The organism is Streptomyces sp. NPDC007264 (assembly GCF_042869095.1).
In the GTDB taxonomy this organism is placed as follows: Bacteria; Actinomycetota; Actinomycetes; order Streptomycetales; family Streptomycetaceae; genus Streptomyces.
In genome coordinates, this window is the sequence record NZ_JBIAFD010000002.1 from 423,854 (window position 1) to 446,201 (window position 22,348).

The 22,348-nt window shown below is 72.0% G+C and carries 22 protein-coding genes; 11 read left to right on the forward strand and 11 right to left on the reverse strand.

Annotated elements, in window-relative coordinates; genetic code table 11:
• From ACFYMU_RS04660 to ACFYMU_RS04680, 5 genes are read left to right on the forward strand one after another with little or no spacing between them, the layout of a single operon-like run.
• Complete coding sequence (locus tag ACFYMU_RS04660) at window positions 1–915, forward strand: carbohydrate ABC transporter permease (RefSeq protein WP_388367725.1); 915 nt, start codon at window positions 1–3, stop codon at window positions 913–915.
• Window positions 912–2,477 (forward strand): GMC oxidoreductase, encoded by a 1,566-nt coding sequence (locus tag ACFYMU_RS04665; RefSeq protein ID WP_388367727.1) that lies wholly within the window; start codon window positions 912–914, stop codon window positions 2,475–2,477. The genes ACFYMU_RS04660 and ACFYMU_RS04665 overlap by 4 nt, the downstream gene beginning before the upstream one ends.
• Entirely contained in the window at window positions 2,474–3,142 is a 669-nt protein-coding gene (locus ACFYMU_RS04670) for a bifunctional 4-hydroxy-2-oxoglutarate aldolase/2-dehydro-3-deoxy-phosphogluconate aldolase (RefSeq protein ID WP_388367729.1), read from the forward strand. Before ACFYMU_RS04665 ends, ACFYMU_RS04670 begins: the two co-directional genes overlap by 4 nt.
• Window positions 3,139–4,092 (forward strand): sugar kinase, encoded by a 954-nt coding sequence (locus ACFYMU_RS04675; protein ID WP_388367730.1) that lies wholly within the window; start codon window positions 3,139–3,141, stop codon window positions 4,090–4,092. Before ACFYMU_RS04670 ends, ACFYMU_RS04675 begins: the two co-directional genes overlap by 4 nt.
• Complete coding sequence (locus tag ACFYMU_RS04680; RefSeq protein ID WP_388367733.1) at window positions 4,089–4,409, forward strand: putative quinol monooxygenase; 321 nt, start codon at window positions 4,089–4,091, stop codon at window positions 4,407–4,409. The genes ACFYMU_RS04675 and ACFYMU_RS04680 overlap by 4 nt, the downstream gene beginning before the upstream one ends.
• Window positions 4,410–4,411: 2 nt before the next feature.
• On the opposite strand, the gene ACFYMU_RS04685 is transcribed toward ACFYMU_RS04680, so the two are convergent.
• The 3 genes from ACFYMU_RS04685 to ACFYMU_RS04695 are packed head-to-tail and all read right to left on the reverse strand — an operon-like array spanning window position 4,412 to window position 7,962.
• Window positions 4,412–5,125, reverse strand: coding sequence for a helix-turn-helix transcriptional regulator (locus ACFYMU_RS04685; RefSeq protein ID WP_388367735.1), 714 nt, complete (start codon window positions 5,123–5,125; stop codon window positions 4,412–4,414).
• Between the two features lie 45 nt (window positions 5,126–5,170).
• Window positions 5,171–5,554: a hypothetical protein gene (locus tag ACFYMU_RS04690; RefSeq protein WP_388367738.1), complete on the reverse strand. Its 384-nt coding sequence runs from the start codon at window positions 5,552–5,554 to the stop codon at window positions 5,171–5,173.
• The gene (locus ACFYMU_RS04695; RefSeq protein WP_388367740.1) at window positions 5,551–7,962 is read right to left on the reverse strand and encodes a nitric-oxide reductase large subunit; all 2,412 of its coding nucleotides are present in this window, start codon (window positions 7,960–7,962) and stop codon (window positions 5,551–5,553) included. The genes ACFYMU_RS04690 and ACFYMU_RS04695 overlap by 4 nt, the downstream gene beginning before the upstream one ends.
• Window positions 7,963–8,227: 265 nt before the next feature.
• Here ACFYMU_RS04695 and ACFYMU_RS04700 point away from each other — a divergent pair, with 265 nt between their 5' ends.
• Window positions 8,228–8,806 carry a hypothetical protein gene (locus tag ACFYMU_RS04700; protein WP_388367743.1) on the forward strand — a complete coding sequence of 193 codons (579 nt, stop codon included), beginning with the start codon at window positions 8,228–8,230 and terminating at the stop codon, window positions 8,804–8,806.
• A 54-nt stretch (window positions 8,807–8,860) separates the two neighbouring features.
• Here the strand turns inward: ACFYMU_RS04700 and ACFYMU_RS04705 are convergent, their stop codons facing one another.
• Window positions 8,861–9,859, reverse strand: a complete 999-nt coding sequence (locus ACFYMU_RS04705) for a hypothetical protein (protein ID WP_388367744.1) — start codon at window positions 9,857–9,859, stop codon at window positions 8,861–8,863.
• 203 nt (window positions 9,860–10,062) lie between these two features.
• On the opposite strand from ACFYMU_RS04705, the gene ACFYMU_RS04710 reads away from it, so the two are divergent.
• The 3 genes from ACFYMU_RS04710 (at window position 10,063) to ACFYMU_RS04720 (ending at window position 12,534) form a co-directional block, all read left to right on the forward strand.
• A complete protein-coding gene (locus tag ACFYMU_RS04710) occupies window positions 10,063–10,761 on the forward strand; it encodes a TetR/AcrR family transcriptional regulator (protein WP_388367747.1) in 699 nt (232 codons plus the stop codon).
• Window positions 10,762–10,813: 52 nt separating this feature from the next.
• The gene (locus tag ACFYMU_RS04715) at window positions 10,814–11,551 is read left to right on the forward strand and encodes an SDR family oxidoreductase (RefSeq protein WP_388367750.1); all 738 of its coding nucleotides are present in this window, start codon (window positions 10,814–10,816) and stop codon (window positions 11,549–11,551) included.
• Between the two features lie 83 nt (window positions 11,552–11,634).
• Entirely contained in the window at window positions 11,635–12,534 is a 900-nt protein-coding gene (locus tag ACFYMU_RS04720) for an SDR family oxidoreductase (protein WP_388367751.1), read from the forward strand.
• 146 nt (window positions 12,535–12,680) lie between these two features.
• Here the strand turns inward: ACFYMU_RS04720 and ACFYMU_RS04725 are convergent, their stop codons facing one another.
• From ACFYMU_RS04725 to ACFYMU_RS04735, 3 genes are read right to left on the reverse strand one after another with little or no spacing between them, the layout of a single operon-like run.
• The gene (locus ACFYMU_RS04725) at window positions 12,681–13,643 is read right to left on the reverse strand and encodes a VOC family protein (protein ID WP_388367753.1); all 963 of its coding nucleotides are present in this window, start codon (window positions 13,641–13,643) and stop codon (window positions 12,681–12,683) included.
• Window positions 13,644–13,695: 52 nt separating this feature from the next.
• Complete coding sequence (locus tag ACFYMU_RS04730; protein ID WP_388367756.1) at window positions 13,696–15,408, reverse strand: bifunctional 3-(3-hydroxy-phenyl)propionate/3-hydroxycinnamic acid hydroxylase; 1,713 nt, start codon at window positions 15,406–15,408, stop codon at window positions 13,696–13,698.
• Window positions 15,408–16,256 carry a fumarylacetoacetate hydrolase family protein gene (locus tag ACFYMU_RS04735; RefSeq protein ID WP_388367758.1) on the reverse strand — a complete coding sequence of 283 codons (849 nt, stop codon included), beginning with the start codon at window positions 16,254–16,256 and terminating at the stop codon, window positions 15,408–15,410. Before ACFYMU_RS04735 ends, ACFYMU_RS04730 begins: the two co-directional genes overlap by 1 nt.
• 220 nt (window positions 16,257–16,476) lie before the next feature.
• Between ACFYMU_RS04735 and ACFYMU_RS04740 the strand changes: the two genes are divergently transcribed.
• Together ACFYMU_RS04740 and ACFYMU_RS04745 are read left to right on the forward strand one after the other, a co-directional pair.
• The gene (locus ACFYMU_RS04740; protein ID WP_388367761.1) at window positions 16,477–18,003 is read left to right on the forward strand and encodes a histidine kinase; all 1,527 of its coding nucleotides are present in this window, start codon (window positions 16,477–16,479) and stop codon (window positions 18,001–18,003) included.
• Window positions 18,000–18,671 carry a response regulator gene (locus ACFYMU_RS04745; protein WP_388367763.1) on the forward strand — a complete coding sequence of 224 codons (672 nt, stop codon included), beginning with the start codon at window positions 18,000–18,002 and terminating at the stop codon, window positions 18,669–18,671. Before ACFYMU_RS04740 ends, ACFYMU_RS04745 begins: the two co-directional genes overlap by 4 nt.
• A 72-nt stretch (window positions 18,672–18,743) precedes the next feature.
• On the opposite strand, the gene ACFYMU_RS04750 is transcribed toward ACFYMU_RS04745, so the two are convergent.
• The 4 genes from ACFYMU_RS04750 to ACFYMU_RS04765 all read right to left on the reverse strand — a co-directional run bounded on the left by ACFYMU_RS04750 (window position 18,744) and on the right by ACFYMU_RS04765 (window position 22,221).
• Window positions 18,744–19,514 carry an SDR family NAD(P)-dependent oxidoreductase gene (locus ACFYMU_RS04750; protein ID WP_388367765.1) on the reverse strand — a complete coding sequence of 257 codons (771 nt, stop codon included), beginning with the start codon at window positions 19,512–19,514 and terminating at the stop codon, window positions 18,744–18,746.
• The gene (hisD, locus tag ACFYMU_RS04755; protein ID WP_388367768.1) at window positions 19,511–20,833 is read right to left on the reverse strand and encodes a histidinol dehydrogenase; all 1,323 of its coding nucleotides are present in this window, start codon (window positions 20,831–20,833) and stop codon (window positions 19,511–19,513) included. Before hisD ends, ACFYMU_RS04750 begins: the two co-directional genes overlap by 4 nt.
• 72 nt (window positions 20,834–20,905) lie before the next feature.
• Entirely contained in the window at window positions 20,906–21,784 is an 879-nt protein-coding gene (locus tag ACFYMU_RS04760) for an SMP-30/gluconolactonase/LRE family protein (RefSeq protein ID WP_388367771.1), read from the reverse strand.
• The gene (locus ACFYMU_RS04765; RefSeq protein WP_388367774.1) at window positions 21,781–22,221 is read right to left on the reverse strand and encodes a response regulator; all 441 of its coding nucleotides are present in this window, start codon (window positions 22,219–22,221) and stop codon (window positions 21,781–21,783) included. Before ACFYMU_RS04765 ends, ACFYMU_RS04760 begins: the two co-directional genes overlap by 4 nt.
• Window positions 22,222–22,348: the final 127 nt, after the last annotated feature.

A 22,348-nucleotide genomic window follows, 5' to 3' on the forward strand; every position in this document is an offset into this window, starting at 1 on the left:
ATGGCCGCCGGCACCCAGCTCCCGGCCTCCGTCGCCGCCGGGCCGTCCGGCGGCCCCGGCCCCGGGGCGCCCGGCGGCCGGACACGGCGCCGCCGCCTGCCCCGCACCCCCGGCCAGTGGGCCGTCGTCGCGGCCCTGACCGTGGGCACGCTGCTGTTCCTGCTGCCGGTGTACGTCATGGTCTCCGCGGGGCTGAAGTCGTCGGCGCAGGCCGACGTCTCCACCATGTGGCACCTGCCGTCCCCGCTCAGCCTCGACGGCTACCACGAGGCGTGGTCGCGGCTGTCCGGCAACTTCGTCAACAGCCTGCTGATGGTGGTGCCCGCGACCGTCATCTCCTCGCTGGTCGGCGCGCTCAACGGGTTCGTCCTGTCGAAGGTGCGCTTCCCGAAGGCCAACCTGGTCTTCACGATCATGCTGCTGGGCATGTTCATCCCGTACCAGGCCGTGCTCATCCCCCTGGTGACGTTCCTCCAGTGGATCGGCCTGTACGGCACCGTCCCCGGGCTCGTGCTCGTCCACGTCGTCTACGGCATCCCCATCGCCACCCTCATCTTCCGCAACTACTACGCGGCGGTGCCGCAGGCCATCGTGGAGGCGGCCTCGATCGACGGCGCCGGCGTGCTGCAGACCTTCTGGCGGGTGATGCTGCCGCTGTCGCTGCCCGGGTTCGTGGTCGCCGGGATCTTCCAGTTCACCAACATCTGGAACGACTTCGTCTTCGGCATCGTCGTCGTTCCCGACCCCGCGAGCCAGCCGGTCACCGTGGCGCTGAACAACCTCTCCGGCACCCAGTCCGTGAACTGGAGCGTCGTCATGGCCGGCGCGGTCATCGCGGCCGTGCCGACCGCGCTGATCTACCTGCTGCTCGGCAAGTACTTCATCCGCGGCCTGACGGCGGGATCGGTCAAGTGAGCGCCGCCGGCCTGTGGTCCGCCTCCTCCCCCGCGATCGTCACGGGCGAGGTGGGCCCGGTGGTCGACTGCGACGTGCTGATCGTCGGCACCGGCATGGGCGGGGGTACCCTCGCGCGCGCCCTGGCCGGCACCGGAGCCCGGATCCTGCTCGTCGAACAGGGCGGATTCCTGCCCCGGGAACCCCAGAACTGGTCGCCCTCCGACGTCTTCGAGCGGCGGCGCTACAAGAACGCCCCGTCGTGGGAGGACGGGACGGGCCGCGCCTTCACCCCGGGTGTCCACCAGTACGTGGGCGGCAGCACCAAGGTCTACGGAGCCTGTCTGCCGCGCTTCCGCGAGGAGGACTTCACCGCGGTGGAGCACTGGGAGGGCACCTCTCCCGCCTGGCCGTTCTCCTACGCCGACCTCGAACCGCACTACGCGGTCGCCGAGCAGTGGTACCGGGTGCACGGCTCGCCCGGCGAGGACCCCACCGAGCCGCGCCGCTCGGGCCCGTACCCCTTCCCCGCCCTCGACCACGAGCCCTACGTGGCCGACCTGGCCGACCGGCTGCGCCGCCAGGGCCTGCACCCCTACTCCCTGCCCATGGGCGTCGACCGGGGCGAGGGCGGCGCCTGCGTGCGCTGCCGCACCTGCGACGGCTTCCCCTGCCTGGTGGGGGCCAAGAGCGACGCGGAGACCTGCGGGGTGCGGCCGGCCCTCGAAGGCGGCCGGGTCCGGCTGCTGACCGGGACGCGCGTGGTGCGCCTGGACACCGACCCCGCCGGGCGCACCGTGGTGGCGGCCCGGGCCGAACGCGGCGGGGCCCCGCTGGAACTGCGCGCGGGGACGTTCGTCGTCGGCGCGGGGGCCGTGGAGTCCGCCGCGCTGCTGCTGCGCTCGCAGTCCGTCTCCCACCCCCGGGGCCTGGGCAACTCCTCCGGTCTGGTCGGCCGGGGCTATATGCAGCACAACAACACCGCCCTGCTGGCCGTGGACATGCGGCGCCCCAATCCGACCTGGTTCCAGAAGACGCTCGCGGTCGACGACTACTACCGTCCCGGGCGGGGCGGCCCCTACCCGCTGGGCACCGTACAGCTGCTGGGCAAGCTGCAGGCCGCCATGCTCAAGGCCGCCCGGCCGCGGCTGCCGCGCCCCCTGCTGCGCGCCATGACCGCGCACAGCGTGGAGTGGTGGGTGATGTCGGAGGACCTGCCCGACGACGACAACCGGGTGGTCCTCGGGCCCTCGGGGCGCGTGCGGGTCCACTGGAGCCCGACCAACACCCGCGCGCACCGCGAACTGGTCGTCCGCGCGCGGCGGATGATGCGCCGGGCCGGATACCGGTTCCTCGCCGCGGACACCTTCGGCGTGGAGACCGACTCCCACCAGTGCGGAACGCTCCGCGCGGGCGAGGACCCCGCCCGGTCGGTCCTCGACCCGTACTGCCGCAGCCACGACGTGCGCAACCTGTTCGTGGTCGACGCCTCGTTCCTGCCCTCCTCCGCCGCCATGAACCCGGCCCTGACCATTGCCGCGCAGGCGATCCGCGTGGCCCGTGAAGGAGAGGTGCTGCCGTGAGCGGGACCCTGGACGAACTGGCCCGGCGCCGCGTGGTGGCGGTGCTGCGCGCCGCGGACGCGAGCGGCTTCCCCGCCGTCGCGCGCGCCCTGGCGGCGGGCGGCGTCACCTGCGTGGAGGTGACGATGACCTCCCGCGGTGCCCTGGAGAGCGTGGCCGCCCTGCGGGAGATGGGACTGACCGTGGGCGTCGGCAGCGTCACCGAACCCGACCAGGCGGCGGACGCCTGCGCGGCGGGTGCCGCGTTCGTCGTCACCCCCGCACGGGTCGAGGGCGTCGTCGACCGCTGCGCCCCGCGCGGGGTCCCCGTGGTGACGGGCGCCCTGACCCCCTCGGAGATGCTGGCGGCCGCCCGGGAGGGCGCGGCGGCCGTCAAGGTGTTCCCGGCCGCCGCTTTCGGCCCGGACTATCTGCGGCAGGTACGGGCACCGCTGCCGCACCTGCGGCTGATGCCGACCGGCGGCATCACCGTCGCCGCGGCCGCCGACTATCTGCGGGCGGGCGCCTTCGCGGTCGGGCTCGGGTCCCCGCTCGTCGGCGACGGCGGCACTCCCCTCGACGAGATCACCCGGCGGGCCGAGGCGCTCGTCCGGTCCTGCACCGGGCCGCAGCACCCCGCGCCCACGGGCCGGGCCGGCCGTCCCGAAGAAGGAAGACACACATGAGCAACCGTCCCCTGGTCACCCTGGGCGAGACGATGGGTCTGTTGACCACGACCGGCGAGGGCCCCCTGCGCCACCAGCGGACCCTGGAACTGGGCACCGGCGGGGCCGAGTCCAACGTCGCCATCGGGGTGGCGCGGCTGGGCGTCCCGGCCGCGTGGATCGGCCGCGTGGGCGACGACGAGGTCGGCAGGCTGGTCCTGGCGAGCCTGCGCGGGGAAGGCGTCGACACCGGCGCCGTCCGCAAGGACGCCGGGGCCCCCACCGGCCTGATGCTCAAGACCCGCAGGACCGTCGTCGACCGGCGCGTCACCTACTACCGCCGAGGCAGCGCCGGGTCGCGACTGTCGCCCGAGGACGTCGGCGAGTCCCTCGTCCCCGGTGCGGCGGTGCTGCACGTCACCGGGATCACCCCGGCCCTGTCGGCGTCGGCGCGCGACGCCGTCGAGTACGCGGTCCGGCTCGCGCGGGAGAACGGCGTCCCCGTCTCCCTCGACGTCAACTACCGCGCCACCCTGTGGTCGCGGCACGAGGCGCGGTCCTGCCTCGTCCCCCTCGCCCGGCAGGCCGACGTGCTGTTCGCCGGCGAGGACGAGGCGGCCCTGCTCGGCGCCTCCGGCGACCATGTCGCGCTCGCCACCGGGCTGGCCCGGCTCGGGCCCGCGGAGGTGGTCGTCAAACGGGGCCCGCACGGCGCGTTCGCGCTCGTGGACGGCGCCGGGTACGAGACCGCGGCGATACCGACCACCGTGATCGATCCGGTCGGCGCGGGCGACGCCTTCGTGGCCGGGTACCTCGCGGAGCGCATCGCGGGCGCCCCGGTGGCGCGGCGCCTGCGCACGGCGGCGATCTGCGGGGCCGCCGCCTGCGCGGTGCGCGGCGACTGGGAGGGCGCCCCCGAACGCGCCGAACTCGAACGGCTCGCCCAGGCCGGCGCGGAGGTCCAGCGATGACCTCCGCGGCGGTGATCACTCCTCCTCCGGCGGGCTACGCCCTGCTGGTGCGGTTCGCCGTCCGGGACGGAGCGGAGCCCGCCTTCGACGCCCTGGTGGCCCGTACCGTCGGCCTCGTCCGCGCCCACGAGCCGGGGACCCTCCTGTACGCGGTCCACACCACCGCGACGCCCGGCGAGCGGATCTTCTACGAGCTGTACCGGGACGCGGAGGCGTTCGCGTTCCACGAGCGCCGGACGTACGTCCGGGAGTTCCTCGCGGCACGGGGCGCGTTCCTGCGGGAGTCTCCGGAGGTGACCGTGCTGACCCCGGTGTGACGTCAGCGGGGCTGCCGCCGCTCGTCGGGTGCGGGGGCGAGCCGGGCCAGGCAGAGGGAGGGCTCGACGAACGGTTCGAGACGCTCCGCGGCGACCGGGGCGTGCACCTCCGCCAGTACGCCGCGCATCAGCCCCAGGTGGAGCGAGCAGACCACCTCCCGGTGCTGCTCGGCGATCTCCCGGAAGGGGCAGTGCCGGATGCGGATGACCTGCTGGTCCGGGTGGTCCGCGGCGCCCGGTGCGGTGTCGGGTGCGAATCCGATGTTCTCGAGGACCTGCACCACCCGCCGGACCCCCTCGGCGGCGTCGATGTGCTCCAGCGGGGCGGGCCGGTCGGCGAGATAGCGGCCCCAGGTCTCGCCCGCCCGGACGGCGGCCTGTTCGGGCTGCGGCACTCCGGCGACCACGATGCCGGTCAGCATCTCGGCCAGCATGCGGTAGCTGCGCAGCCCGCTGGTGGCGTCCGCGGCGACGGCGCGGTAGACCATGCGCGGGCGGCCGGGCTGGTCGCGCTCCTCGGTGCGGCGCGCGGCCAGCCCGGCCTCGACCAGCCCGTCGAGGTGGAAGCGGGCGGTGTTGGGGTGCAGCTCGGTGCGTGCGGCGACGTCCTGCACGCCCATCGGCCGCTGCTCCGCCCGCAAGATCTCCAGAACTCGGCTGCGGCTCTCTCCCAGGGGGGCCGGAGGACTGGGATCGGTCATGGGCTGTTCGGTCATGGACGCTATTTTATTTGACTTTGTTCGTAAATACAGGAGCGGATGTCAGGAGCGTTCGGAGACGTCCCGGCGGCCGGGACGGCGCAGGCGCCGTCGGAGCCGGTGCACGACCAGGGCGTGCGGGGTCCCGGCGGCGGCGAGCGCCACCGCCTCCAGCGGCCGGTGGTTGCGCACCAGCTCCGCCGAGACCAGCAGGACCGCGATCGCCGCGACGAACAGGGACAGCACCCGGTGGAAGCGGCCCACCTCCGAGTGCGGCCAGTCGCCGGGGTCGGCCGGCCGGGGCGCGTCCGGGACGGCCCGCCGGTACCCGGCGAACACCTGCGAGGCCCATGCGCTCGTCGGCTGGCGGGCGTAGAACTCCAGCACGCCGACCACGACGAGCAGGACGACGGCGTACAGGGCCACGAAGACCGCCTCGCCGCTCACGGCTGCTCCTGGACGGCCGGCTGCCCCGTGCCGGCCGCGGCCTCGTCCTGCGCCGCGTCGTCCGGGACGACCTCGGTGAAGAGCAGGTCCTGCCCGGGGGCGTCCGGGCTGCGCGACCCGCTGACCCGGTGGCGGACACCCAGCCAGGTCATCCACAGCAGGGGCAGCACCCCGCCGACGAGGAACACCACGTCACCGGGCAGCCGGAGCCATTCCAGGACGGTGTTCGCGTGGCCCTGGAGATAGCCGAGGCTGCGGGCGTCGGCGTACCCGGCGTCGAGGACCTTGTACAGCTGCAGCGCCCCGCCCGGCAGCAGGGTGGCGAAGCTCATCCACGCCAGGCCCAGGTTGAGCGACCAGAAGGACAGCCGCGGCCAGCGGTCGTCCCAGCGGTCCTCGGGGATGAGGTAGCGCAGCGCGAACATCGCGAACCCGACGGCCAGCATGCCGTAGACGCCCATCATGGCCGCGTGCGCGTGGTTGGCCGTCAGCCCGGTGCCGATCTCGTAGTAGGAGACGATCGGCAGGTTGATCAGGAAGCCGAAGACGCCGGCGCCCAGGAAGTTCCAGAAGCCCACAGCGGCCAGGAACATCACGGCCCACCGGTGCGGGAACGGGGTGCGGGAGGGGCTGTGCCGACGGGCGCCGAGTTGCAGGAAGCTCCACGCCTCGACGGTCAGGAACAGCAGCGGCACCACCTCCAGCGCGGAGAACATCGCGCCCAGGGCGAGGTGTTCGGCCGGTTCGCCGGAGAAGTACAGGTGGTGCATGGTGCCGATCACGCCGCCCGCGCTGTACAGCACGATGTCGAGATAGATCACGGTCAGCGCCACCCGCTCGCGGACCACGCCGAGCAGGACGAAGAGGTAGGCGACGGTGACGGTGGTGAACAGTTCCAGGAAGTCCTCGACCCACAGGTGGACGACGATGAACCGCCAGAAGTCGGCGGCGGTGTATGTGGAGTCGGGCGTGGCCAGCAGGCCGACCGCATAGAAGGCGGGCAGGGCCAGGGCGGCGAGGAAGAACATCCAGGGCATGTTGGCCACGCTCTCGGCGGCCAGCCGCCGGCGCAGCCCGCGGAACAGGATCAGCGTCCACACGGCCAGCCCGGCCACCAGCAGCACCTGCCACAGCCGCCCTAGGTCGAGGTACTCCCAGCCCTGGTCGCCGAGCCAGCTCCACAGGCCGCCGAACCAGCCCCGGGTACCGGCCAGCTCACCCAGCAGCGAGCCGAAGACCACCACGGCGAGGGCCCCGAGGAGCAGCCGGGACAGCAGTGCCTGCCGGGCGGGCTCCCAGCCGCGGGAGATCAGCGGCGCCAGGAAGATGCCGATGGCCAGGAACGAGGTGACCACCCAGAAGATCGCCAGCTGTGTGTGCCAGGTGCGGGTGATGTTGTACGGCAGCAGGCGGTCCAGCGGAATGCCGAAGAAGCTGCCCAGATCCGCGCGGTAGTGCTGGGTGGCGGCCCCCAGCAGGGACTGGAGGAGGAAGAGCGCGGCCATGACGAAGAAGAACCAGGCGGTGGTGCGCTGGGCGGGGGTCAGCCGTACGTCCTTCGGCGCATGGAAGCGCAGCATGCGCTGGTCGCGGCCGTGCCAGCCGAGGAAGTTCCAGCGGCCGAACGCCGCGAACAGGCCGCCCGTGCCCACCAGCAGGAAGACGAGGGAGAGCACGCTCCACGTCATCGTGTGGCCGGTGGGACCGTTGTCCACGAGGGACTCGGCGGGCCAGTTGTTGGTGTAGGAGTAGGTCTGGCCCGGACGGTCGGCCGCTGCGGCCCACGCGGACCAGCCGAAGTACGCCGTCAGGTCGTGGACGGTCGCCGGATCGGTCACCGCGTTCGGGCGCAGCCCCTGCTTGGCCTCCGGACGGCCCAGCAGGTCCTCGTAGTGGGCGGTCAGCTTCCGGAACGCCTCACCCTGCGCCTCGGACCACACCAGCGTGCCGGTGCGGGAGTCGTAGCGGTTGGTGCGGAAGTCGGCGACGGTACGGGCATGCGCGTCGCTCGCGGCGGCGCCGTCCGCATACCGCTTCTGCACGTAGGTGGCACTGCGGTGCAGGTAGTCGGCGGTGAAGTCGGGGCCCAGGTAGGCACCGTGGCCGAAGATCGAGCCGTACTGCATCAGGCCGTTGCGGAGGAACGCCCGCTGGCCGTCCCGGACGTCTTCACCGGTGAACAACTGCTCACCGGTGGCGGTGACCACCCGGTCCGGGATGGGGGGCTCCGCCTGATAGGTGCGCATGGCCAGGAATCCCATGACCAGGAATCCGACGGCCGTCACCAGGACGGCCGCCTGCACCCAACCGCGAGCGATCATGCGCGCCCGCTTGCGCCCGGGGGGGCCGTTCGGGGAAACCTCGAAGCCTTCGGTCGTGTGCTGGGCCGTGATGTCCGGCGTTCCCATGCGTTCTCCTCGAACGGACGTAGAGGTGGGCTCCGCCGCCCTGCCTCAGCGCGAGTCCGCAATATTGACGATGCGAAGAATATAAACAACTACCTCTTGTATAAATGGGCCGGGTGGCCTTGTGGCGGGAAGTGGCTTCGTGATAGCCGGCGCAGAAAGGGGTGCGCAGCGGCCCGGACGGTGAACCATGCGCTCCCCCCGTCCGTGCACACCGGCAACCGACGCCGCCGCGGACAACGACGTCTCAGCAGAGAGGAGCGGCCTCGTGCCCACTGACTACGCCTGTCAGACCGCAGCCGAGCAGGCCGCGCGGGCGATCGCACCCGTGTATGCCCTGTTGGCACCCGAACGGGACCGTCCCCCGGCCGAGGACGAGGCCATGCCCGTCGTCCTGCGCTCCTATCTGGGCACCCCCGACCGCTTCCCCGGACGACGGCGCGCGCTGGAACCGCCCGCCGTCAACACGTCCATGGGCGCGGCCGTGCTGCTGCTCTTCCTCGACGGCGTGCGCGCCGAGCTGACGGGCTCGATGGCGCACTGGCACGCCACGCTGCCCCGCCGTCTCTCCGACGCGCTCGGCGTCCCGGGCGCCTCCTCGGGCCGGCCGCGGGCGGGCGGCTGGCAGAGCACGGCCGAATTGCAGAAGGGGGCCGAGGAGGTGCTGACCGACCTGGTGGGCCGCGCACGCGGCGGCCCGGTCGGCCCGGCCGACCTCACCGCCCGCCTGGTGCTGATCGAGGACGTGGTGTCCGGGGCGCTGCGCCGGATGTCCGTGCCGCCCGACGCCGGGATCCGCTGCGCGGCGGAACTCTCGGCCGCGGCCGGTTCGCTGTTCGGGGTGTGACGCCCCACGGGTCGGCACCGGCCCCGGTTCCTCACGGGCCGGCCGGCACCGCCGTCATCCGACCACTGCCGATGCGACGGCGGCCGCGAGCCCGGCCACATAGAGCAGGCTGGCCACGAGCGCGACCCAGTGGTTGAACCTCTGGGCCTGGAACCCTCCCTCGGGGCGGACGGCGATCCGCCAGCTGTAGGTGGTCGTCGCCACCCCGACCAGTACGTACACCAGCGTGTACAGGTGGATCTGGTCGACCAGCGTCATTCCGACCCCCGTGCCGAGGGACTCGTTGACGGCCCGCAGGTTCACCACGATGGTGAACAGCGCGGCGCCCAGCATGCCCAGACGTGCGCCGAGCACCGCCGTGGCGTCCTCGAACCAGATGAAGAACGTCGCCAGGGCGATGAGGAAGGAGACGTAGACCGGCCAGGTCTCCCGGACGAAGCCGCTGACGTCGGTCCTCTCGATGCTCATGCGCACGACGAACTGGCTGTAGGCCGAGCCGTTCCCGGGGCGCAGGCGCGGGGCGCCGAACGTCGTCCGGTAGCGGTGGTCCCGCACCAGAACACGGAAACGGCTGATCGAGAAGCCGTCCGGCCGGATGCCGGGGTTGTAGGTGGAGTTGGCCGGGTCGGCCGTGTAGACGAATCGCGTCGCGTCCTGGGTGTGCTCCACGACGAAGTCCAGGGTGTGCCGGTCGAACGGGTAGTCACGGATGACGAACCGCTCGCGATAGGTCGCCACGACCTTTTCGTACGTCCAGTACATCCCGTCGTCCCAGACGCTGACGCGGTCGGCCCTCCGGGTCTGCGAGGCGTTGATGAACTCGAAGCGACGGATCGGCTCCATGTCCGCCCGCGGGCACACGCTCCAGAACCAGATGTCCGCGCCGATGGTCTGCCGCCGCGTGTCCAGCGCGTACAGGTCGGCGACATAGGCACCGAGCCGGCACGTGGGCACGGCGGCGACGGCCGGCCCGGTGGCGGCCGCAAGGAAGGGAACCGAGACGAGGCAGGCCAGCAGCAGGGTGAGAACCCGACGGGTCGGGGAGGTCTCCACGGCGGCACGCTAGCGGCGCGCGTCTCCCGTGCTCCGGGATGCGGTGCGGTGTCGCACACCCTTTCCGGAACCACTCACTCGGCCCACCGGCGACCTGTCGGCGCTCCCCCCGATCGTGAGGCGCCGCCCGCGCACATCGGGTCGGTATCGCCGATAACAGCTATCTGTTGTCACCGAAACAGTGCGGTGTTATCGTCGATTACATGGATACGAGATCAACGATAATCGCGGCGGCCGCGGAACTGCTCGCGCGCTCCCCCGGCGGCGACGTGTCCACTCGCGCGGTGAGCGAGGCCGCGGGCGTCCAGCAGCCCGTGCTGTACCGGCTGTTCGGCGACAAGAGCGGGCTTCTCAGGGCCACGGTCGACCACGTCTGGGACCAGTACCTGAGCAGCAAGAGGGCCGCAGGCAGATCCGCGGACCCGTTGCAGGACCTGCGGGCGGGATGGGACAGCCACACGGCGTTCGCACTGGCCCACCCCAACGCCTACAAGCTGATGTTCTCCTCTGCGCTGGGCTCACAGCCCGAGGCCGCGGAGGAAGCCATGCGCATCCTGCGCGAGGTCCTCGAGCGGCTCGCCAGGCAGGGGCGGCTGCGCGTCACGCCGGACGCGGCCGCACGCATGGTCATGACCGCCAACACCGGCGTCGCCCTGGCCCTGATCACCCGTCCGACGCTGTACCCGGACGAGAGCCTGTCCGTGATGGTCCGCGATGCGATCCACCGGGCCGTCCTGCTCGACCCGCCGGCCGGCGCGGCGACGCACGACACCCGGCGGGCCGCCGCCACCACGCTGCTGTCGTCCCTGGACGAGCTCACTCCCCAGCCCTTCACCACCGCCGAGTCGGCACTCCTCGGACAGTGGCTGACCCGGATAGCGGAAGCCGACCGGACCGACTGACCTGCACACGAGACCTGCCCCCTGCCCCACCCCGATCCCCCGAGGACACACCATGAACGACAACCCGACCCGCGTCGCCCTCGTCACCGGCGGCTCCGGCGGCATAGGCCGAGCGGTCGCCGAACGTCTGGCATCGGACGGCATGGCCGTCGCCGTGCACTACGGGGGCAACAAGGCCAAGGCCGACGAGACGGTCGCCGCCATCACCGCGGCCGGCGGCACGGCCATGACGGTGAGCGGTGACATCGCCGACGAGCACGCGATGTCCGCCGCCTTCGACGCGGTGGAGCAGCGGTTCGACGGTGTCGACGTCGTCGTCAACACCGCCGGAACCATGGTTCTCTCGCCCATCGCCACGCTGGACCTCGACGACCTCGACCGCATGCACCGCACCAACATCCGCGGTGCCTTCGTGGTCTCCCAGCAGGCGGCCCGGCGCGTACGCGGCGGGGGTGCGGTCGTCAACTTCTCCACGTCCGTCACCCGCCTGCAGTTCCCGGCCTACGGCGCCTATGCGGCGAGCAAGGGGGCGGTCGAGGCCATGACGATGGTCCTCGCCCGGGAACTGCGCGGCAGGGACATCACCGTCAACACCGTCGCCCCCGGCCCCACCGCCACTCCCCTCTTCCTCGAGGGCAAGGACGAATCCACCGTCACCAAGCTGTCCAAGGCGGCACCGCTCGAACGCCTGGGCACACCGCAGGACATCGCCGAGACCGTGGCCTTCCTCGCCGGCCCGGCCCGCTGGATCAACGGCCAGGTCCTCTACGCCAACGGCGGCATCGCCTGACCGACGTCCCCGGCCGCTGCGGTCGCCCCCCGACGGCCCCGGCGACGGCCCCGGCCGTGTCATCAGAATCCCCAGGAGAGATCATGAGCAACATCGTCGTCATCACCGGTGCGTCCAGCGGCTTCGGCGCCCTCACCGCCCGCGCCCTCGCGGACGCCGGACACGTCGTCTACGCGGGGATGCGCCGGACGGCCACCCGCAACGCCCCGCAGGCCGAAGCCGCCTCCGACTACAGCAAGGAGCACGGCGTCGACCTGCGGGCCATCGAACTCGACGTCACCTCGCAGGACTCCGTCGACACCGCCGTCCACCGGATCCTCGACGAGCACGGGCGGATCGACGTCCTCGTCCACAACGCCGGCCACATGGTGGCCGGGCCCACCGAGGCCTTCACCCCGGAGCAGCTCGCCGACCTGTACGACGTGAACGTGCTGTCGACCCAGCGCGTCAACCGCGCGGCGCTGCCCAGCATGCGTCACGCGGGCCGGGGCCTGGTGATCTGGGTGTCCAGCACCAGCGTCAAGGGCGGCACCCCGCCCTATCTGGCGCCGTACTTCGCGGCCAAGGCCGCGATGGACTCACTCGCGGTCAGCTACGCGGCGGAACTGGCGCGTTGGGGAGTGGAGACGTCCATCGTCGTTCCCGGCGCGTTCACGAGCGGCACCAACCACTTCGCCCACGCCGGTGGCCCGTCCGACCACGAGGTCGAAGCGGAGTACGAGACCAGGTACGCCGGTCTGGTCGGCCAGGTCGGGGAGAAGCTCGCCGCGCTGACCCCCGAAGGCACGGAGGCGTCCCTCGTCTCCGACGAGATCGCCCGCATCGTCGCGCTTCCCGCCGGTCGGCGCCCCTACCGGGTCACCATCGACCCGATCGACGACGGCTCCGAGGCGGTCTCGGACGTCGCGGACCGGATCCGACGCGACTTCCTCACCCGCGTCGGCCTCGCCGACCTGCTCGCGGTGCGTCCGGTGAACGACTGACAGGCCCCCGGCGGCACGGTGTCCGCGCCGCCGGGGAACGCAGCAGACCGGTACCGGGTGCGCCTGTGGTGGCGCACCCGGTACCGGTCGTCCCGCGACGTCCGCGGGCGCCGTCGGACCGGTGGTCCGACGGCGCCCTGGTGTCCTCAAGGGTGGCTGGAGATCATCATGTCCGCGAGGTCCTCGGGCTTGACGAAGGAGGGCGGGGGCGGAGGACCCCACTGGTACAGCCCGCGTGCTCCCTCGAGCTCCTCCGGGGTCCACAGCGCGTCTTCGGGGATGCAGTCCATGTCGCTGTGGTACTCGGCGAAGTTGCCGGCCGGGTCCTTCAGGTACCAGAAGAAGTTGCTTCCGGCGTAGTGGCGGCCGAGTCCCCACACGTGACGGCCGGGGTCCGTCTCCAGCATGCTCATCGCGCCGCGGCCGATCTCGTCCACGTCGTCGACCTGCCAGCTGGTGTGGTGCAGGAACGGCACCGGGGCCCGCTGGACCAGCAGGTTGTGGTGGTCGGTGGAGCACCTCAGGAACACTCCGACGTCCTTGACGATGTCGCTGACCTTGAACTCCAGACCGTCGGTGAAGAACCGGCGCGTGGTGTCGAAGTCCGTCGTGCCCAGGACGAAGTGGCCCAGGCGACGCGGCCGGACGGGGTCGCGGCGCAGCAGTCCGGGGGCACGCTCGGCGATGCGGGGCGTGCTCCCGGGCCCGTTGTACACCGGAGCCGGTACGGGCGGCTGCGCCAGGCGGGGGCGGACGACGACACGGACGCGGACGCCGGTGGCGCGCTCGACCGCCACGCACTCGGCCTCGGTGCCGGTGCCGCTCGCGGTGACCGGCACGGCGGCGTCCAGATCCCGCAGCCGGCGCGTGATGCGTGCCAGGTCGTCGGGGTCGTCGGCCGCGAAGGTGGCCTCCAGCAGCCGGCGCCGGGCGCTGTGCACGAGGCGGAGCTGGTCCCCGCCGTCGGTGGTGCCGAGGACGAGGCCGGGTCCGGCGCTTCCGGCGGGTGTGGTGCGGCTTCGGCTGAGGCCGAAGTCCTCGTAGAAGACGGCGGCAGCGGCGACGTCGGGCACGCCGAGAGTCAGCTGCTCGATCCTGTGGAGTGGCACGGGTTCCTCCCCTTGGTGGTGGTCGGGCGGAGATCGTGGCGTCGGTCGGTGCTCAGGCGTGTCCGCGTTGCGGCACTGCCGCGGGGGCGGCCTGCGCGGCCGCGGTCTGATCGAGGAGGTCGTCGGCGAGCGCGGCCAGGCCAGCCATGTCGCCGCCCCCGAAGACGTAGAGGTCCGGCCGGTTGATGACGACGTCGATACCGCGGGTGCGGAAGTACTCCGCGTAGGTCCCGTCGACGTCGACGATGTCGTCGGCGCCGGTGGGACTCGGCGCACCGGAGCCGCCGGCCGGGGCGGAGACGGGTGGGCGCACCGTGTGGAAGTGGCAGCCGAGGCGTTCCAGCGCGGCGGTGCGCCGGGGTCCGAGCGCGGTGCGCGGGTCGTCGGTGACGCTGACGACGGTGAAGCCGGTGGTGGGCAGCAGGCGGTCGAAGAGGTCGGTCCGGTCCCCGACGCGGACGCGTCCCTGGAGCCCGAGTTCCCCGGCGGGCGCCACCGGGCCGCCGTCGGGCCCGCGGTGCAGGATGCCGGTGACCAGTTGCGGGAAGTCCGGCATGGGCGGGCGGAAGCCGGCGCGGAACATCTCGTCCCGCTTGCGGGCCTCCTCCGGGTCGATGATGCAGGGGATCTTGCCGCTCTCCAGGGAGATGACCGTCCAGTCCCGGACATGGGGGTGGCGTTCGACCTGGTAGGTGTCGAGGAGCGGGTCCCCGGCCGTACCGGCGAGCACCAGGTCGAGTTTCCAGGCGAGGTTGCGGACGTCCCGCATGCCCGAGCACATGCCCTGCCCCATGAAGGGCGGCGTGGTGTGAGCGGCGTCACCGGCCAGGAAGACGCGGCCCGAGCGCCAGCGGTGGGCGATGCGCGCTTCGAAGGTGTAGACGAGCTGCCGGACCGGTTCCACGTCGTCCTCGGTGACGCCGAACGGGGCGAGAAGTTCCCATGCCTTGCCCGGCTGGAGGAAGTCCTCCGGGTCCTCGTCCGGTCGCAGATGCCATTCCCACCGCCGGTGGTCCTTGCCCAGCGGCAGCACGGTCGTGGGCCGACGGGGGTCGCAGACCTGACCGGAGTCGAAGGCCAGCGAGAACGGACGCTTGATGCGGGCGTCGACGACCAGCCATTTCTCGTTGAAGCCCAGATCGTCGCGGTCGATGCCCAGCATCCGGCGCGTTCGGCTGTTGGCGCCGTCGCAGGCGACGACGTACCGGCCGCGGAAGCGGCGTCGCTCACCCGTGAGGACGGGGCGCGCCTCGCCCGGGACCGTGCGGGTGCGTTCCACGGTCAGCTCGACGTGGTCGTCGTGCTGGACCAGGTCCACGACCTCCCAGCTCGGCATGTGCGTGACGGTCCGGGACCGGAGGATCCGGTCGAGCAGGCTTTGTTCCAGGATGGCGGAGTTCTGCATGTAGTCCGAGTGCCAGCCGGAGATGCCCTCCTCGCCCCAGGGGAACTCCAGCAGGGTCTCGCCCTCGGCGTTGATCCAGGTGTAGCCGGAGGTCTCGTAGGCGTCCTCCAGGGTGGGGCCCTCGGCTCCCAGCTGCTGGAGCATCCGCATGATCTCGTGATCGATGTGGCCGACCCGGGGAAGGCCGTACAGATGCGGTTGCCGGTCGAAGACGACGGCGTCGCGGCCGAGCATCGCCCAGGTGGCACCCAGGGTCAGTCCGACCGGGCCGCCGCCGATGACCAGAAGGTCGTGGATCGTGTCGCCGTCCGTCCCCGGAGAGGTGCCGGCGTCGTCGTGGGAGTGCGGTTCGGTGGGCATCAGGCACCTCCGGTGAAGGTCTGCCGGAGGTCTCCCAGGCCGGCGATGTGGCTGTGCAGGGTCTGTCCCGGACGCAGGTAGAGCGGTGGGGTCCGGCCGGCGCCGACCCCTGCGGGCGTACCGGTGAAGATCAGGTCGCCGGGACGGAGGGTCACGACGGACGAGAGGTAGGCGATCAGCTCCCGCACCGGGAAGATCATCTGGCTGGTGCGTCCCTCCTGCAGCACCATGCCGTCGGCCTCGCAGCTCAGCGCCAGGTCCTCGGGGTCGTCGAGTTCGTCCGCGGTGACCAGGAAGGGGCCGATCGGCGAGAACCCGGGGAAGGACTTGGCAAGGCCGAACTGCGGAGCCGGGCCGGCGTGCTGGGAAGTGCGCTCGGAGAGGTCCTGGCCCACGGTGAGTCCGGCGACGTGGGACCAGGCGTCGTCCGCGGAGACGTGCCGGGCCTCACGCCCGATCACGGCGACCAGCTCCACCTCCCAGTCGACCGTGTCCGTGGGCAGCTCCACGGTGCTCACCGGCCCGGTGAGCGAGGACGGGTACTTGGTGAAGACCAGGGGCGCGGCCGGGCGCGCGAAGCCGGATTCACGGGCGTGCTCGTCGTAGTTCAGCCCGACGGCGAACACCTGCCGGGGGGCCGGGACGGGCGGCCCCAGATCCTCCGGCCGGAACGGGAGCACCTCGGCGGCCTCGATGCCGGCGGTCGGGACCCAGCGGGACAGCTCGTCCCAGCGCTCGAAGACCTGCTGCGGGTCGGGGCCGAAACGTCCGCCGCTCAGTCGCTCGACGTCCACCAGGCCGTCACCGTGGACGAGGGACAGCCGTCCGCCTAGATTCGCCAACCGCATGGGAAGCCTTTCGGAAAAGGGAACACGGGGGGTGCCGGTGGGCGCGACATGGGGGTCACACCGGCGTGACGTGAGTCTCCGGCCTGGCGGCTGCCCGGCACATCGGACAGCCGACGCTCGGCGCACGCGCGGACACGGACTCGTCGGGCGGCCGAGTGGGCAATGACGGACAGGACATTTGCCCTATGCGTCAGGGGTGTCCATGAGGCACCCTTCGTGCGTGTCCTTGGAGAACATGGGGTGGGGCGTACTCGTCGAACTGGTGGAGAGCGCCGTCGACGGAATCGCCGTGCTCGGTCCGGACGGCGAGCGTTTTCAGCACGTCAACCGGGCCGGCTGCCGCATTCTGGGCCGCGGTCTCGAGGAGCTGCGCGCCCTGCCCGCCGCGGGCTTCCCCCTGCCCGTGATCGATGCGGAACCCGGCGTCACGGCCGTCGTGGCCCTCGGCGACCGGGAGATCGAGTACATGCCGGCGGTGGTGGGGACGCCTCCGGATCCCGTTCGGATCGTCCGGTTCCGCGATGTGACCGACGCCCGGCGCCAGGAGCGGCGGCTCAAGGCGTTCAGCCGGACCTCCGCGAGCATCGCCTTCGCCGAGTCGCTCACCACCGGCCTCGACTCGCTGGCGCGGGACGTCCGGCAGGCGTCGGGCATGGAGGCGTGCACCTTTCTGATCATGGATGACCAGGGCGAGCTGCGGCAGGTGGGCACGTGCGGTGACTACCCGGGCACGCCGGACTACGTGGACCGTCTCAAGGCGTGCCGGGACCTGGGGGCTCCCCTGCTGTCCGCGGAGGTCTTCGAGACCGGCAAGCCCGTCATGGCGGAGGGGTGGCGGGAGCGCACCCTGAGCGACGAGCGTTTCGCACCGCTGCACGAGATCAGCCGGCAGCAGAGCTGGCACACCATCGCCGTGCTGCCGCTCATCGTGCGCGGCACGATCGTCGGGGTGTTCAACGGCTTCTACCTCAAGGGCTACCAGCCCTCCGACTCCGACCTGGAGTTCCTGTCGGCCATCGCCGACCAGGCCGCCGTGGCCGTCGACAACGCGCGGATGCTGGTGCAGCTCGAGGCGAAGGCCGCCCTGGACGAACGGCACCGCCTGGCCCGTGACCTGCACGACTCGGTGAGCCAGGCGCTGTTCTCCATGACGCTGCGCAGCCGCGCGGTGGAGATGCTGGCCGAACAGGCCTCACCCCCGATGCCGGAGGTGACGGCCGGCCTCGCGGAACTGCGCGACCTGGTTCAGGGCGCGCTGGCCGAGATGCGGGCGCTGATCTTCCAGCTCCGGCCCGAAGCCCTCCACGAGGAGGGACTCGTCTCCGCCGTCAGGCGGCACGCCGCGGCGGTCGAGGCACGGCACCATCTGCCCGTCGTCGTGGAGAGCCCTCAGCACCCCCTGCCGCTGCTCCCGGAACAGGAGACCGACCTGTACCGCATGGTCAGCGAGGCGATGATCAACGCCGTGAAGCACGCAGACGCGCAGCAGCTGGAGGTCCGCATCCGGTGCGAGGGCGCCGACGGACGCGACCTGCTGATCGAGGTCCGCGACGACGGCCGGGGCTTCGACCCGGACACACCGCACCCGGGCCACCTCGGGCTGGTCTCCATGTCCGAGCGGATCACCCGGCTGGGCGGCACGTTCACGGTGGTCTCCGCCCCCGGGCGGCCGACCACCGTGCGGGCCGCGATACCCGGAGTACTGCATCACCCCGACGACGGGACGAGAGAAGGAACGGCGCGATGAGTGCACAAGCGGGACCGGAGCCGATCCGGGTACTGGTCGTGGACGACCACTCGGTCGTGCGTCAGGGGATGAAGGCCTTTCTGTCCCTCCAGTCCGACATGGAGGTCGTCGGCGAGGCCGGCGACGCCCAGGCCGCCCTCGACTTCCTCGCCACGGCGACGGTGCGCGGCGGCATGCCGAACGTGGTGCTGATGGATCTGGTGATGCCCAGACTCGACGGAGTGTCCGGCATCCAGGCGATCAAGAAGCTCCACCCCGGCGTCGAGGTGGTGGCCATGACGAGCTTCAGTGAGACGGAGCGGGTCCGCGCGGCGCTGGCCGCCGGGGCATCCGGCTACCTGCTCAAGGACGCCGAGGCCGACGAGGTGGCGACCGCCATCCGGGCCGCGACAGCCGGCGAGACCCACCTGGACACGGCCGTGGCACGAAAGATCACCCGCGCGCTGACCGGGGTGTCCGAAGGGCTGTCGTCCCTGAGCCAGCGTGAGCGGGAGGTGCTGGCACTGGTCGCGGACGGCTACAGCAACCGGGACATCGCCGACGCCCTGACCATCAGCGAGCGTACGGCCCGTACGCATGTCAGCAGCATCCTGCTGAAGATCGGAGTGACGTCCAGGACCCAGGCGGCGCTCTGGGCGATCCGCCAGGGAATGACGTCGGCTCCGTGAGCTGGTGGCCGTGCCCCCGGGGGCACGGCCACCAGCTCACGGAGCCGACGTGCGGTCCGCCGTCCCTGCCTCTCAGCGGGCGATCATCCCCGCCGAGAGGTCCACGTCGGCGCCCGTCATCCCGGGCATCTGGAGCATGGCCACCACCGCCGAGGCCACTTCGTCCTCCTCGACCATCCGGCCCAGCGCGGAACGCGACACGAAGGCCTCCTCCGCGGCGGCGGCACCCGTACCCGTCCGCTCGCCCTCCAGACGGAAGTTGCGTTCCATGCGCGGCCCCCGGACCGGTCCCGGCGAGAGGCTGTTCACGGACACACCGTGCGGACCGACCTCGAAGGCCAGGGTCGCGGTCAGCCCGAGCAGGGCCGTCTTCGAGGCGGCGTAGGGCGTGCGGCGGGCCAGTGGACGCTTGCCCGTCACCGAGGCGATGTTGATCACGTCGCCGCGTCCGGCGGCCATCATGGCCGGCAGGAACGCCCGGCAGACCAGGAAGACCCCCCGCACGTTGACGGCGAAGACGTCGTCCCAGTCCTTGGGGTCGATGTCGACCAGCGAAGCCACCGGCCCTGCCACACCGGCGTTGTTGACCAGTGTGCAGATCGCCTCGTCGTCCAGTTCCCCGCGCAGCCGTTCCACGGAGACCGGATCGGAGGTGTCGCACGGCGCCGTGCGTGCCGCGCCGCCGCGCCGGCCGATCTCCTCCGCCACCCGGTCCAGCTTGTCCCGGGTCCGGCCCGTGAGGACGACCCGTGCCCCGGCACCGGCCAGGGCGAGCGAGATGGCCCGCCCCAGACCGTTGCCGGCTCCCGTCACCAGGGCCGTGCGGCCCTCGAGCACCCTCATGCCGATCCGGCCCGGTACGCGTCGGGGGCCCACGGCAGATCGGCGCCCGCGTACTTCGCCGCCCGGACGTCACCGGAGCGTGCGTGTCCCTCGAAGAACTCCACGCGCGCAGCGCGCCCGCACAGCTCGCCCAGTTCGGCGCTCGAGCCGGTGTTCACGACCTCCTGATAGGTGACCGTCTTGAGGTACTTGCCCACCCACAGGCCGCCGGTGTAGCGGGCCGCACCACGGGTGGGCAGGGTGTGATTGGTGCCGATGACCTTGTCCCCGTACGAGACGCAGGTGCCCTCGCCCAGGAAGAGCGCCCCGTACTGGCTCATCCGCTCCAGTGCCTCTCGCGGATGCCGGGTGAGGACCTGCACGTGCTCGCTGGCGAAACCGTCGGCGACGGCGTACGCCTCGTCCAGGTCGCCGACCACGATGACCTGTCCGTGGTCCCGCCACGCGGGGCCGGCGTAGTCCTGGGTGGACATCGTGGGCAGCAGCGCGTCGATGTGTGCCAGCGTCCGCCGCGCCACCTGCTCGGACGTCGTGACGAGCACGGCGGGCGAATCCGGTCCGTGCTCCGCCTGGGACAGCAGGTCCACCGCGGCCACGAAGGGGTCGGCGTGCTCGTCGGCGATCACGAGGATCTCCGTGGGGCCGGCGAACAGGTCGATGCCCACCTCGCCGAAGAGCTGGCGCTTGGCCTCGGCCACGTAGGCGTTGCCCGGTCCGGCCAGCAGGTCCACCCGGCCGATGGTCTCGGTGCCGACCGCCATCGCGGCCACCGCCTGCACGCCGCCGAGCAGGTAGATCTCGTCGGCACCCGCCAGGGACATGGCGGCGACGGTGGCGGCGGGGATCTCACCCTTGATGGGCGGAGTACAGGCCACCGTGCGCTCCACCCCGGCGACCTTGGCGGTCACGATGGTCATGTGCGCGGAGGCCACCAGCGGATACCGTCCGCCCGGCACGTAGGCACCGGCCGCGCTGACGGGGATGTTGCGCTGTCCGAGGAAGACTCCCGGCATGGTCTCCAGCTCGAAGTCGCCGATCGACTCGCGCTGGGCCCTGGCGAACTCACGCACGTTGCTCTGCACGGTACGGATGTCGTCCAGGGTCGTGTCGGGCACGCCGGACATGATGCGGTGGATCTCGTCCGCGGTGAGCCGGAACGAGGCGGGAGACCAGTTGTCGAACTTCTCCGAGTAGGCGCGCACCGCCTCGTCCCCCCGGGCGCGGATGTCACTGATGACTCCCGCGACGGTCTCTCTCACCCGGTCGTCGGTGGCTCGGGCGCCGCCGGGCGAGGTCGCGCCCTTGATGATCTGAGGCATGGAAACTCCTTGTCGGTGTGTGCGGGTGGTGGTGTGTGCGTGGGACGCACCGTGCGGGGCACCGGGAAGCGGTCAGGGCCAGCCGGCGCCGGAAGCCGCCGTCATGGTGTGGATCAACCCGCTGCTCACGCCGCGGGCGAGGTCGGCCATGGTGGTGGCGGCCGAGCAGAGGTAGAGCGTGCGCCGGTCGTGCCCGCCGAGCGTGCAGGCCACGGCGAGCCGGCCGTCTGCGGACACGATGTCCGTCGTCGTCCCGTCGGCGCCGACCCGGCGGAATTCGCCCCGCCGCAGCAGGGCCACCCACAGGGCACCGGTCTCGTCGAGACAGAGGCCGTCGGGCATGTCGGGCAGTTCGGCGACGGTGCGCCGTGCCACGAGATCGCCGTCGGCGGTGACGCGGAAGCGGGAGACACGGTGGGCGGCGGTCTCGGCGACCCAGTACGCGCGGCCGTCGGGGGAGACCGCCGCGCCGTTGGGGAAGACCACGTCGCGGGTCACGACCCGGGCGCGGAAGGCGCGCGTCCCGGGGTCCTCCACGGCGAGGATCACCTGACCCGGCCGTGGCTGTTCACCGGCCATGAGGTTGAAACCGGTGTCACCGACGAACGCCCGGCCGGCGCCGTCGACGACCATGTCGTTGAGGAGACCGCGGGTCATGTCGCTCAGGTCCGCGACCAGCGCGAGCGTGTCGCCGTCCCACGTCCACAGACACCGGTCGAGGGCACCGGCGATCAGCAGGCGTCCGTCGGGCAGGAAGCCCAGACCGGCGGGACGGCTGGGCACGCGGACGACCGTGTGCACGAAGCCGTCGGCGGTCACGCGCTTGACCGCGTAGTCGTGCACGTCGGAGAACCACAGCTCGCCGTCCCTCCACCGGGGCGATTCGGGGTAGACGATCCGTTCGCTGAGCCGGAGCGGCGCCGGGCCGGCCGCCGGCCGGGCGCCGCTCACTCCGCGTCCGCCTGGATCTCGCGGTGCGGGGAGGTCAGGACGCCGCCGCGGGCACCGGCGACGCTGCGGGCCGCCTCCAGGACCTCGTCGGGTCCACGCCCCTTGTCGACGAAGGCGGCGGCTCCCGCCTTCAGGGCGAGTACGCCGACCCGCTCCCTCGGTGTCAGTGCCAGCACCGCGACCTGGTGGTGGCACAGGGCCGTGACCACATTCAATCCTCTCGACACCTCGTCGGGGGTGGACCACAGATCCACAATGGCGATGTCCGGTGCGTGACGGACGGCCTGCTCCACGGCCTCGCCGGGGTCGGCGACCGCCGCGACCAGCCGGAAACCGGCTGCCGCGGACAACAGCTCCTTCATCGCCTCACGCACACGGACGTCGTCGACGACCAGCAGCGTGGTCACACTGCGGTCGGAGATCCGTCTGGTTCCCACGGTTGTTGCCCCCTGGACTCTTCACGTCGGTGCCTCCTGCGGGAGGCGGCTCCAGTCAAGTCCGGCGCGTGCTCGGGGAGATCGTCTTACTGACGGCAAGCGGTCCGGCTGTTGCGGACACTGCCGA

Bases quoted from the DNA above. Each gene is read 5' to 3' on its own strand.
- ACFYMU_RS04660 (WP_388367725.1), top strand. From the start codon at position 1: ATGGCCGCCGGCACCCAGCTCCCGGCCTCCGTCGCCGCCGGGCCGTCC.
- ACFYMU_RS04675 (WP_388367730.1), top strand. From the start codon at position 3,139: ATGAGCAACCGTCCCCTGGTCACCCTGGGCGAGACGATGGGTCTGTTG.
- ACFYMU_RS04680 (WP_388367733.1), top strand. From the start codon at position 4,089: ATGACCTCCGCGGCGGTGATCACTCCTCCTCCGGCGGGCTACGCCCTG.
- ACFYMU_RS04685 (WP_388367735.1), bottom strand. From the start codon at position 5,125: ATGACCGAACAGCCCATGACCGATCCCAGTCCTCCGGCCCCCCTGGGA.
- ACFYMU_RS04695 (WP_388367740.1), bottom strand. From the start codon at position 7,962: ATGGGAACGCCGGACATCACGGCCCAGCACACGACCGAAGGCTTCGAG.
- ACFYMU_RS04710 (WP_388367747.1), top strand. From the start codon at position 10,063: ATGGATACGAGATCAACGATAATCGCGGCGGCCGCGGAACTGCTCGCG.
- ACFYMU_RS04715 (WP_388367750.1), top strand. From the start codon at position 10,814: ATGAACGACAACCCGACCCGCGTCGCCCTCGTCACCGGCGGCTCCGGC.
- ACFYMU_RS04720 (WP_388367751.1), top strand. From the start codon at position 11,635: ATGAGCAACATCGTCGTCATCACCGGTGCGTCCAGCGGCTTCGGCGCC.
- ACFYMU_RS04730 (WP_388367756.1), bottom strand. From the start codon at position 15,408: ATGCCCACCGAACCGCACTCCCACGACGACGCCGGCACCTCTCCGGGG.
- ACFYMU_RS04735 (WP_388367758.1), bottom strand. From the start codon at position 16,256: ATGCGGTTGGCGAATCTAGGCGGACGGCTGTCCCTCGTCCACGGTGAC.
- ACFYMU_RS04745 (WP_388367763.1), top strand. From the start codon at position 18,000: ATGAGTGCACAAGCGGGACCGGAGCCGATCCGGGTACTGGTCGTGGAC.
- ACFYMU_RS04750 (WP_388367765.1), bottom strand. From the start codon at position 19,514: ATGAGGGTGCTCGAGGGCCGCACGGCCCTGGTGACGGGAGCCGGCAAC.
- hisD (WP_388367768.1), bottom strand. From the start codon at position 20,833: ATGCCTCAGATCATCAAGGGCGCGACCTCGCCCGGCGGCGCCCGAGCC.